Genomic DNA, 12064 nt, shown 5'->3' with positions numbered 1-12064 from the left:
AATAGGAGAGATTACTATGGCAAAAAACATTTTAATTTGTGATGACGCAGCTTTTATGAGAATGATGATTAAAGATATTTTAACAAAGAATGGTTACAATATCGTTGGTGAAGCTGAAAATGGTTTAAAGGCAGTTGAAAAATATAATGAGACAAAACCAGATTTAGTAATGATGGACATTACAATGCCAGAAATGGATGGTATCCAGGCTTTGAAGAAAATTAAAGAAACAGATGCAAATGCAAACATTATTATGTGTTCTGCAATGGGACAGCAGGCAATGGTTATTGAATCCATTCAGTCAGGTGCAAAAGACTTTATTGTTAAACCATTCCAGGCTGATCGTGTATTAGAAGCTGTTAAAAAAGCGGTGGGCTAAAATGTATTTGACCACCACAGGGCTTACTAGAGTAGAAAGCCTATTTAACTTATTTGGAATTTTACTTGTATTTTTATTTATTTTGGGGCTTAGCTATTTGGTAACAAAGTTTATAGGTAAGTCGAATCTGTTACAACAAAAAAATAAAAATATTCAAATAATAGAAACATATAAAATAGCTCCAAATAAGTATATTCAAATTGTAAGAATAGGTGAGAAATATTTGGCATTAGGTATTGGTAAGGAAGAAATTGAATTTCTTACAGAGATACCAAATGACCAATTATTACTTGAATCTTTTTCAAATCAGTCGCCGGATTCGCCAGAATTATTTAAAGATATTCTGGCGAAGGTTGGCAAAAAAAGTATGAAATAAAAATATAGAATAGAGTAAAGGTTGGTAATCATGAAGACAGAAGGAAAAAAGCAACAAAAAAGAGTTATTAAATATATAAGTCTTTTGGTGCTAATGTGTTTATTAACCTTTATTTGTGCTACTCCTGTTTCTGCGACAGCAACAAATCGTACTACAAGCAGTGCAAAAAAAAGCAATAATTCGAATGAACAGGATTCTACATTAGTAGATGAACCCGATGCTTTTCAACTGAATATTTCTTCCAATGCCGGAAGCAGTAATTTATCTGCATCGTTGCAGATTTTGTTAATGCTTACCGTTTTATCAATTGCGCCATCTATTTTAATTATGGTGACTTCGTTTACAAGAATTGTTATTGTGTTACATTTTGTAAGAACGGCACTGGGACTACAGACAACGCCGCCTAACCAAGTTTTGATTGGGCTTTCTTTGTTTTTAACATTTTTTATTATGTCACCGGTTTTTAGCCAGATTAATACGGATGCAATTCAGCCACTTTCAAAAGGGGAAATTACCCAAGAAGAGGCTATGGAAGCAGGTATAAAACCGCTTCGGACGTTTATGTTTAAACAAACGAATACAAAAGACTTAAAATTGTTTTTAGAAATTGCGGATATACCTTCCGAAGATTTGAAAAATGAAGAAGATATTCCAACAACAACGTTAATTCCGGCATTTATTATCAGCGAAATGCGGAAAGCTTTTGTAATTGGATTTGTAATTTATTTACCGTTTATTGTAATAGACATGGTTGTTTCATCAACCTTAATGTCAATGGGTATGATGATGCTTCCTCCAACGACAATTTCATTGCCATTTAAAATATTGCTTTTTGTTTTGGCAGATGGGTGGAATTTGATTATTGGAGAATTAGTGAAGACATTTTACTGATGTCAGAATGTTTGTTGGATAAGAAAGGAAAGCAGAAAATATGACAGAAGCACAAGTAATTGATATTGCCAGAGAAACTCTTTGGATTGTAATAAAAGTGTCTGCGCCAATGTTACTTGTATCACTAATTGTCGGATTAATTATTAGTATTTTTCAGACAGTTACATCAATTCAAGAGCAGACATTGACATTTGTACCAAAACTGATAGCTATTTTTGTAGTTATTATTCTTGCAGGAAATTGGGTTATGAACAATATAGTTGTATTTATGCAGGAATTATGTGTTAATTTTAGTAATTTTATTCAATGAAATGAGATGATTCGAGGGAAAAAGTATGAGCTTTACTGTTGAAAATGTTGAATTCTATATGTTGGTTATAGTAAGAATATCTGCTTTTTTGGCGGTTGCTCCATTTTATAGCATTACCAATGTTCCTAGAAAATTGAAGGTTGGGTTAGCTACATTTTTAGGGATTATGATGATATCAATGATTGATTATACTCCATTGAAATATAATGGCGTGATTGGCTATGGATTACTGGTTGTAAAGGATGCAATTGTAGGTCTTGTTTTAGGTTATATGGCCAGTATCTGTACTTATATTTTGAATTTTGCGGGTCAATTAATTGATATGGAAATAGGATTTTCTATGGCACAGGTTTTGGATCCGACAACAAGACTGCAGACAACAGTTACAGGTAATTACTATTCTTATATGGTTATGTTGCTTATGATGGTGACTAACATGCACTATTATATTTTAAGTGCCATTTTAGATTCATTTCGTCTTGTTCCGGTTGGAGATGTTGTTTTAAAGGGAAGTCTTTATGAGATAATGGGACAATTTATGTCAGATTATTTTGTAATAGGGTTTCGCATTGTACTTCCTATATTTGCCGCGACCCTGGTAATTAATGTTGTACTTGGAATTTTAGCAAGAGTGGCTCCTCAGATGAACATGTTTGTAATTGGTATGCAGTTGAAAATATTTGCCGGATTGATTATCTTATTTCTGATGGTTGATATGCTTCCTCAGGTTGCAGACTTTATCTTTAAAGAAATGAAAAATATGATGAGTATAATGATGGCAGCATTGGCTTCATCATAGAGGTGAATGAAGCATGGACATAAATAAAAGATATTTGCTTTCCTATAACTTGCAGTTTTTTGGGAAAGATGGACCAGGTGGAGAAAAAACAGAAGATGCAACACCAAAGAAGTTAAAAGAAGCAAGAGAAGATGGTAAAATTGCCAGAAGTCAGGATTTGATTATTGCATTCAGTCTGTTGGGCTTGTTTCTTATATTAAAGATTACAGTTGGTTATCTTGGAACCGGTTTTTTAGACACTTTTAAAGAAAGTTATGAATTACTTTCGACTCTGTTGGCAGATGAATTTAATTTTAATGTAGCTGCTACTTTAGTTCTTTTTGGATTGAAAGAAGTTTTAATTTTAGGACTACCATTGTATCTGACAGGTTTTTTAACTTCATTTATTGCAACAATATATCAGGTGAAATGGAAAGTTTCCTTAAAGCCATTACAGCCCAAATTTGCAAATCTGAATCCAATTAGTGGATTTAAAAAAATATTTTCAAAAGATAAATTGTTTGAATTGATAAAATCAATTGTGAAAATAGGGATTATTTCTTATGTAATATATGACGCTTTAAAAGACCAATGGGGAATGTTAATTAATTTATATGAAATTTCTCTATGGGATGCAGTTCAATTGGTTGGAACGATTGTAATTGACCTAGGACTGAAGATTAGTGAACTTTTTATGATCATTGCAGTGGCAGACGTTTTTTATCAGAAGCACAAATTTAAAGAAGATATGAAAATGTCAAAGCAGGAAGTAAAAGATGAGTATAAACAGACGGAAGGTGACCCTCAAATCAAAGGTAGAATACGTCAAAAAATGAGAGAAGTTTCACAAAGGCGTATGATGCAGGCAATGCCGGAAGCAGATGTAGTTATTACGAATCCGACTCATTTGGCGGTGGCAATTAAGTATGACAGAGAGTCACAATCGGCTCCGGTTGTAATTGCCAAGGGAGCAGATTATTTAGCACAGAAAATAAAAGAGGCGGCAAGAGAATACGACGTAGAAATTGTTGAAAATAAGCCGCTTGCGAGAATGCTTTATTACAATGTAGACATTGATTCCGAGATACCTCCTGAGTTATATCAGATGGTTGCTGAGGTATTGGCCTATGTTTATAATTTAAAAGGAAAAATATAATATGAAAGAACAAAAGGAAAGGAGGCAAAAATAATGAAGAAAACGGATATGGTATTAGGATTGTATTTAATGCTGGCAATAGTATTCTTTATTGTTCCGATGCCTTCTATTTTATTGGATATTTTGCTGGGACTTAATATGTCGATTGCAATGATTATTTTATTTACTGCACTGTTTACAAAAGAAGCATTGGATATATCAAGTTTTCCTACTTTACTATTATTTACAACAATATTTCGTATTTCTTTGAATGTTTCTTCGACAAAATTAATTTTAACAACAGGTGATCCAGGAAATGTTGTAACTACCTTTGGTAATTTCGTTGGTGGTGGTAATTTGGTTACTGGTGCGATTGTCTTTGTAATTTTAATTATAGTTCAGATGATGGTTATTAATAAAGGTTCAGAACGTGTATCTGAAGTTACAGCTCGTTTCACATTGGATGCTATGCCTGGTAAACAGATGGCAATTGATGCTGATTTAAATACGGGAGCGATTACAGATGAAGAAGCTAAGGCAAGAAGACAAAAGATTCAAGATGAGTCCAGTTTTTTCGGTGCGATGGATGGTGCTACAAAGTACGTAAAAGGAGATGCTGTTGCAGGTCTTATTATTACGGTAATAAACTTTGCAGGTGGACTTTGTATGGGAATGATCTATGGGGGGCTTCCAATGCAGGAAGCTCTAGAGAAATATACAATATTGACAATTGGTGATGGTTTAGTCAGTCAGATTCCTTCGCTAATGATTTCTCTTGCAACCGGTATTTTAGTTACAAAGATATCAAAGGAAGCAGACCTTGGAGATGTGCTTGTTGATCAGCTGTTTTCTATTCCAAAGGTATTATATATGGTTGGAGGTGCAATGGTCTTTTTAGGTGTTGTGACGCCGTTAAGTATTATCATTTTCCCTGCATATGGTTTCTTATTCATTATTACCGGAAGAATTATTGCGAATAAATTAGATGTAGAAGAAATTGAAACCGAAGTCAATAGTGAAGAGAGTGCAGCGGAGGAAATCAGAAGACCAGAAAATGTAGCTTCGCTTTTACAGGTTGACCCAATTGAATTGGAATTTGGTTATGGTATTATTCCTCTTGCTGATGTGAATCAGGGAGGAGATTTGCTAGATCGTGTTGTTATGATTCGTCGACAGATTGCATTGGAGTTAGGATGTGTTGTTCCAATGATTCGTTTGCGTGATAATATTCAGTTAAATCCAAATCAATATGTTATTAAGATAAAAGGTGTTCCGGTCAGTGATGGCGAGATTTTATTTGATCACTATATGGCTATGAACCCGGGATATGTCGAAGAAGAAATAACAGGTATTCCTACGTTTGAGCCTTCTTTCCATCTGCCGGCAATATGGATTACGGAAAGTCAGAGAGAGCGGGCGGAATCTATGGGGTATACCGTAGTTGATCCTCCTTCAATTATTGCAACTCACTTGACAGAAGTGATTCGAAGTCATTTAGATGAACTCCTTACAAGACAGGATGTACAAAATCTTATCAGCAATGTACAGGAAGCAAACTCAACCTTAGTAAATGAATTAGTTCCAAAGTTACTCAGTGTTGGTGAAATTCAAAAAGTATTGCAAAATCTATTAAAAGAGGGAATATCAATCCGAGATTTGATTACGATATTTGAAACTTTAGCTGATTATGCACCAACAACTAGAGATACGGATGTTTTGACAGAGTATGCGAGACAGAGCTTGAAACGTGCGATTTCGAATAAGTATTTCCCATCTAATGAAACAACCAGTGTAGTTACGTTAGATCCGAAAATTGAGCAGGAGATTATGAATTCAGTTAAGCAGACCGAACAGGGTGCATATCTTACATTAGATCCAGATACTACACAGGAAATTATTAATTCTGTTCAAGAGGAAGTAGTTAAGTTGGAAAATTTGGGTAAAAACCCGATTATTATAACTTCTCCTATTGTGAGAATGTATTTCAAGAAATTGACAGAGGACTATTTTAAAGATTTGATTGTAGTTTCTTACAATGAAATTGAGTCTAATGTTGAATTACAATCAGTTGGGATGGTGACGGTTTAGTGATTATAAAAAAATTTCAAGCAGCAACAGAAAATGAAGCAATCATGCTTGCAAAAAACGAATTGGGCAAAGATGCAATTGTAATGAATATTAAGTACATAAAGCCAAAGGGAATTTATAAACTTTTTAAAAAAGCAAGTGTTGAAGTAACTGCGGCAGTGGACGAAGAAAACTCTTATACAGACGGGAAAAAAATGCTGTCTGAAATTAAGAAAATTAATGACAATAGTGTGTCGACATCTGCACCGGTTAATCCGTCATTGGCAAAAAAGGAGGTCCTGGCTGTTAAGAAAGAGGAGAACCCACTTTTTTCTAATCCTAACATCATTATTGAACCAGAAGAAGAGGAAAAGAAGAATGAAAGTGAAACGGCGATTGAGCAACGTTTAAATGAGTTGCAATATTTGCTGGAAGCACAGATGAAAGTGAAAAAAGAAACAGATAGTCTTGAGAGAGAGCAGGAAGAAAAAACAGAAAGTAAAAATGAGGCATGTATTAAACTGATATCCGAAAAATTAATTCAAAATGAAGTGGATGAGTTGTATGCGGCTCAACTGATAAAAGAAATCGAAAAAGGGTTAAATGCAGATGCTTCTGTTGATAATATACTGTCAACGGTTTATCAAAAGATTATATTAAAAATAGGACAGCCAAAGCCAATTGAAGTGGAAGAGGGAAAAACAAAATTTATTTATTTTGTTGGTTCTACAGGTGTTGGAAAAACAACTACAATTGCTAAAATAGCTGCAAGTTTAAAGCTTAAAAGGAAAGCGAAAATTGCAATGGTTACTTCGGATACTTATCGTATTGCTGCGGTGGAACAACTGAGAACTTATGCCAATATTTTGGGTGTGCCAGTTAAAGTTGTATACACAGAAACTGAGATGGAAGACGTAAAGCGGGAGTTTACAGGTTATGATATTGTTTTAATTGATACTGCAGGACGTTCCCATCATAATGAAGCGCAGAAAGAGGACATTAAAAGGTTAATTGAAGCAATTCCGAAAGAGGAACGGGAAGTATATCTTGTATTAAGTGCTACTACAAAGTATAAAGACTTACTTGAGATTGCAAAAACATATGAAGAAATTACAGACTATAACTTGATATTTACGAAATTGGATGAATCAGATTGCATTGGGAATCTTTTTAATATAAAAATGGCGACAGGGGTTCCATTATCTTATACAACATGGGGACAGAATGTGCCAGATGATATTGGACAGATTGATGCTCAAAACATTGCAAAGAAGCTGCTGGGAGGCAATCGTTAATGGATCAGGCAACACAATTAAGAAATATAATAAAGTGCAACCAACAGCGTCCAGTTGCAAGGGTGATTACGGTTACAAGTGGAAAGGGGGGAGTAGGCAAGAGCAGTATATCAGTGAATCTTGCATTAAATCTTCAGGCACTTGGCAAAAGGGTTGTGATTTTAGATGCAGATTTTGGTTTGGCTAATGTAGAGATTATGCTAGGAGTTCGACCTAGATATAATTTAGCAGACCTGATTTATAATGGAAAGAACTTAAAGCAAATTATTACAGATGGTCCGAATGGTATTGGTTTTCTTTCAGGCGGATCGGGAATACAAGAACTAGTTAATCTTTCCAGAGAACAAATTATAACTCTTACAAATGCTCTTTGTGAGCTGGATGAAATAGCGGATGTGATTATTGTTGACACTGGAGCAGGAATATCAGATGTTGTGATGGAATTTATTGCTGCCAGTTCGGAGGTGTTACTTGTTGTAACACCGGAGCCTACTTCAATGACTGATAGCTATGCTTTATTAAAAACATTGAGCAAAAGAGAAGATTTTCTTGCGGAATGTATTCCGCTTCGAATGATTTCGAACCGAGTAGAAACAATTTCAAAAGGAAAAGAGTTATATGATAAATTAAATGTAGTGGTGAATAAGTTTTTAAATATTAATATTGAGTTTTTAGGTGCTGTTCCACAGGATTCTTATTTTTCAAAGGCTGTATTTCAGCAAAATCCTGTGACAATTGCTTATCCAAAATCAATTTCAGCCCAGGCAATTTCAGAGTTAGCTTTTATGATAAACAATAATGAAATAATAGAGCAACAGATGAAAAAAGGAATTTCACAAATTTTTTCTAATTTATTTTTTAAATTAGGTCAATAAAGCAGGGAGTGATGATCTATGAAAACGAAAATATTTTTGCCCGGCGTAAAGGTTGATTTGATAAAAATCAATCGAAGAACAAAGCTGCCGGATGAAGAAAAAATATTTTATAGTCAGGTACTGGATTATGATAATAGTGAAAAAATTGAATTGTCAGTTCCCATAATAAAAGGGAAAATAATTCCATTAGAACCTGATGAGGAATACTTACTTCGGTTTTATACAGAACGCGGCTTATATCAATGTAAAGGACAGATTATCACTCGATATAAAAAAGAAAATTTGTGTATTTTAGTTATGCTTTTAGAATCTGATTTAGAACGGCTTCAAAGAAGAAGATTTTATCGGCTGGAATGTTTTTGGGAAGTTTTATATGCTTGTGTAAATGACAATCATTCAAAAGAGTCGATTGATGAATATGGAATTGACCAAATGGAATGGAAAATAGGGATGGCAACGGATATTAGTGGTGGTGGCTGCTGTTTTAATTCTGATATGGGACTTAAAAAAGATACCTGTATTTTATTAAGACTTGGTTATCCTACTCTGAAAACCTGGGAAGGCAAATTAGTCGAAGCAAGAGTTGTTGACTCAAAAAAACTATTGAATAAACAGGGATTATTCGAGAATAGAGTTGAGTTTATCAATATATCAAATTCTGATAGAGAGAAAATAATCCGAGTAATATTTGAAGAAGAAAGAAAAATACGCCAACGGGAAAGGGGTTATACATAATGAGAAAAAATATTTTAATAATTGATGACTCTGCACTTATAAGAAGGGTAATGTCTGATATAATAAACTCAGATGGAAAACTTCAAGTTGCCGGAATTGCTTCGAATGGTATTGAAGGTTTGGATTTAATTATGACAAATCCGAAAGACTATGATGCAATATTATTAGACATTAATATGCCTAAAATGGGTGGACTTGAATTCCTAGAAAAAATGAATAAAAACAATATAAAGATTCCTACAATTGTTGTTAGTACGGTTGCAAAGGAAGGTACGAAAGAAACAATTCGTGCATTGGAATTAGGTGCTTTTGACTTTATTACAAAGCCGGGAAGTTTTGTTGAGGCAAAAAGTGATACATTCAAGCAACGGATTTTAAAGGAATTGAAAGTTGCTTTGAGGATAGACGACGAAAGAGAAGCAACAGTTTCTATTACCGACAGAAAGAATGGCAGTTCGAGTCTATCAGTACCAGCTGGCAAAAAAATCCAGACTGGAAAAAGTATTAAAGGCACCAAGCTTGTTGCTTTGGCCTGTTCTACAGGAGGACCTAAAGCGTTACAGGATGTTATTCCAACCCTGCCTAAGAATTTAAACGCTCCTGTTTTATTAGTACAACATATGCCGGAAGGTTTTACGCAATCTTTAGCAAACCGATTAGATGAAATGAGTAATTTGCATGTAAAAGAAGCCGAAGACGGCGAAGTGCTACAAAATGGTGTCGTTTATATTGCAAAAGGTGGTCGTCAAATGAGACTTAATAAAGTTTCAGATGGAAAATATAAAATATCTGTTACCCAAGAGGCAGCAAGAGGCGGATTGAAACCATGTGCAGACATTATGTATGAATCTTTAGTATCTTCAGACTTTGAAGAAATCACCTGTGTCGTGTTAACTGGCATGGGTGGAGATGGAACACGAGGCATTAAACAATTAAAAGAACACAAGAAAATTTATGTCATTGCTCAGGATGCTGCTACATGTACGGTATATGGAATGCCAAAAGTTGTAGCAGAAGCAGGGCTTGTAGATGAAGTACAGCCATTAAAGAAAATATCAGGAGCAATCACTCAGAATGTGGGGGTGCATTAAATGGATGTAAGCCAATATTTAGAGATTTTTATTGATGAAACAAAAGAACATTTACAAACTTTAAGTGATCAGTTATTGATTTTGGAACAGGAACCAGAAAACGAGGATACAATTAATGAAATTTTCCGTGCAGCCCATTCTTTAAAAGGTATGGCAGGAACAATGGGTTACAAAAGAATGCAAAAGTTAACTCATAATATGGAAAATGTATTTTCAGAGATTCGTAATGGAAAGATGAAAGTTCAGGCGGAATTAGTAGATGTTTTATTCCGCGGTTTGGATGCACTTGAATCTTATCTGAACAATATTTTAGAAACCGCTGATGAAGGGACAGAAGACAATCAGGATATTTTAAATGATTTAAATAGTATTCTGGCCAAAGGTACCGGCGCTGAAATACCGGCAGAACCAGCGAAGGAAACTGTAAAACAGGAAGCTGTGGCTCCTGCGAATGATGATAATTTCATGAAATTCAAAGAGATTGCAATTTCAGAATATGAAATTGGTACATTAGAAAAAGCAAAAGAAGCAGGACAAAATTTAGTTGGAATTACAGTCTATATTGCAGAAAATTGTATATTAAAAGCAGCAAGGGCATTCCTTGTATTCAAAGCATTAGAGGACTTAGGTGAAGTAATTAAATCTGAGCCATCGGTTCAGGACATTGAGGATGAAAAATTTGATTTTGACTTTAGTATTATTTTAATTACAAAAGAAGATAAGGAAAAAATTAAATCAGCAATTCTTAATGTTTCTGAAATTAAAGATGTAGCAATTGATGATTTCTCATTGCAACAAGAAAAAGAACAAGCAAAAGAAAAAGAGCAGGAAAAAGCAGAAGAGAAGAAAGAAGAAAAGCCAACGCAACCTGCCATGGTACAAGCTGCCGCGGCAACACAGGAGGCTCCAAAGAAAGCTCAGCCAGCTCAGCCGGCAAAGAAGAGTGGTGGAAAACCAGTTGTAAATCGTTCTGTCAGAGTTGACATTGAAAAGCTTGATGTATTAATGAACTTAGTTAGTGAGCTGATTATTGCTAAAAATGGATTGATTTCCATTGGTTCAAGTGAAAATGGAGCGAAAGACGGAACTGCATTTAATGAGCAGGTAGAGTATTTAGAGCGAGTTACAACAAATCTTCATGAGTCTGTTATGAAGGTTCGTATGATGCCAATTGAAACCGTTGTTAACAAATTCCCAAGAATGATTCGTGACTTGACGAAGAAACTGGGCAAAAAAATGGAATTATATATGAGCGGTGAAGAAACAGAGCTTGACCGTACTGTTATTGACGAAATTGGTGATCCATTACAGCATTTACTTCGAAATGCTGCTGATCATGGTTTAGAAAGCAATGAAGAGAGAATTGCACTTGGCAAACCGGAAGTTGGTTCTATATTCTTAGACGCTTACCAGGATGGCAATAATGTAGTAATCGAAGTTAGAGATAATGGTAAAGGTATTGATACAGAGAAAGTAAAACAAAAAGCAATTGACAAAGGAACAATTACACCTGAGCAGGCAGAAACAATGACTCAGAAAGATATCATTGACTTGTTATTCAGACCAAGCTTTTCAACAGCAGAAAAGATATCCGATGTATCTGGTCGAGGAGTAGGATTGGATGTTGTAAAGACAAATGTAGAGAAACTTGGTGGAGACATTGAGTGCAAGACTGTCTTAGGAGAGGGAAGCACATTTATCATTCGCTTGCCACTTACATTGGCAATTATTCAGGCACTTATGGTTGAACTTGGAGATGAGAAGTATGCAATTCCTTTAGGATCTATCGAAACAATTGAAGATGTACCTCTTTCTGATATTAAATATGTTCAGACAAAAGAAGTAATCAATTTAAGAGGAACTGTAATACCATTGATTCGTTTAGATGAAGTATTAGATGTAGAACCAAGAGAGCAGGAGGCAGAAAGCTTAACAGTTGTTATTGTTAAAAAAGGTGAGAAACTGGCAGGACTTATTGTTGATAATTTAATTGGTCAGCTGGAAATTGTTATTAAATCGATTGGAAAATACATCAATAATAATAAGATGATTAGTGGTGCTGCAATTCTTGGTGATGGTGAAGTTGCGCTAATTATTGATGCGAATGCTTTAGTTTAGTAGGGGGTGTCATA

12 protein-coding genes are annotated in these 12064 nt (G+C 34.7%); all 12 read left to right on the top strand.

Translation table 11 applies throughout. From position 1 onward, the window contains the following. Positions 1 to 16: 16 nt before the first annotated feature. Genes FYJ58_RS03805 through FYJ58_RS03750 form a run of 12 tightly spaced genes read left to right on the top strand, consistent with a single transcriptional unit; the run spans position 17 to position 12050 of the window. Entirely contained in the window at positions 17 to 379 is a 363-nt protein-coding gene (locus tag FYJ58_RS03805) for a response regulator (protein ID WP_154517478.1), read from the top strand. A 1-nt stretch (position 380) separates the two neighbouring features. Next, positions 381 to 755 carry a flagellar biosynthetic protein FliO gene (gene fliO, locus FYJ58_RS03800; RefSeq protein ID WP_154517476.1) on the top strand — a complete coding sequence of 125 codons (375 nt, stop codon included), beginning with the start codon at positions 381 to 383 and terminating at the stop codon, positions 753 to 755. 30 nt (positions 756 to 785) lie between these two features. After that, a complete protein-coding gene (gene fliP, locus FYJ58_RS03795) occupies positions 786 to 1646 on the top strand; it encodes a flagellar type III secretion system pore protein FliP (RefSeq protein ID WP_154517474.1) in 861 nt (286 codons plus the stop codon). A gap of 40 nt (positions 1647 to 1686) precedes the next feature. Continuing rightward, positions 1687 to 1956, top strand: a complete 270-nt coding sequence (gene fliQ / locus FYJ58_RS03790; RefSeq protein ID WP_154517472.1) for a flagellar biosynthesis protein FliQ — start codon at positions 1687 to 1689, stop codon at positions 1954 to 1956. A gap of 25 nt (positions 1957 to 1981) precedes the next feature. Next, positions 1982 to 2755 (top strand): flagellar biosynthetic protein FliR, encoded by a 774-nt coding sequence (gene fliR, locus FYJ58_RS03785; protein WP_154517470.1) that lies wholly within the window; start codon positions 1982 to 1984, stop codon positions 2753 to 2755. A 13-nt stretch (positions 2756 to 2768) separates the two neighbouring features. Continuing rightward, complete coding sequence (gene flhB, locus FYJ58_RS03780) at positions 2769 to 3890, top strand: flagellar biosynthesis protein FlhB (RefSeq protein WP_154517468.1); 1122 nt, start codon at positions 2769 to 2771, stop codon at positions 3888 to 3890. 33 nt (positions 3891 to 3923) lie between these two features. After that, positions 3924 to 5957: a flagellar biosynthesis protein FlhA gene (gene flhA, locus FYJ58_RS03775; protein WP_154517466.1), complete on the top strand. Its 2034-nt coding sequence runs from the start codon at positions 3924 to 3926 to the stop codon at positions 5955 to 5957. Then, complete coding sequence (gene flhF / locus FYJ58_RS03770; RefSeq protein WP_328597794.1) at positions 5957 to 7231, top strand: flagellar biosynthesis protein FlhF; 1275 nt, start codon at positions 5957 to 5959, stop codon at positions 7229 to 7231. The genes flhA and flhF overlap by 1 nt, the downstream gene beginning before the upstream one ends. Then, positions 7231 to 8106: a MinD/ParA family protein gene (locus FYJ58_RS03765; RefSeq protein ID WP_154517464.1), complete on the top strand. Its 876-nt coding sequence runs from the start codon at positions 7231 to 7233 to the stop codon at positions 8104 to 8106. The genes flhF and FYJ58_RS03765 overlap by 1 nt, the downstream gene beginning before the upstream one ends. 18 nt (positions 8107 to 8124) lie before the next feature. Then, a complete protein-coding gene (locus FYJ58_RS03760) occupies positions 8125 to 8841 on the top strand; it encodes a flagellar brake protein (RefSeq protein WP_154517462.1) in 717 nt (238 codons plus the stop codon). After that, positions 8841 to 9932, top strand: coding sequence for a chemotaxis-specific protein-glutamate methyltransferase CheB (cheB, locus tag FYJ58_RS03755; RefSeq protein ID WP_154517459.1), 1092 nt, complete (start codon positions 8841 to 8843; stop codon positions 9930 to 9932). Before FYJ58_RS03760 ends, cheB begins: the two co-directional genes overlap by 1 nt. Continuing rightward, positions 9933 to 12050, top strand: coding sequence for a chemotaxis protein CheA (locus FYJ58_RS03750; protein ID WP_154517456.1), 2118 nt, complete (start codon positions 9933 to 9935; stop codon positions 12048 to 12050). It begins immediately after the preceding gene. The last annotated feature ends 14 nt before the right edge of the window (positions 12051 to 12064 follow it).

The sequence above is a fragment of the Velocimicrobium porci genome (assembly GCF_009696045.1).
Lineage (GTDB): Bacteria > Bacillota > Clostridia > Lachnospirales > Lachnospiraceae > Velocimicrobium > Velocimicrobium porci.
The sequence above is the reverse complement of the archived record's forward strand: the minus strand, read 5'-3'. Positions and strand labels throughout refer to the sequence as shown.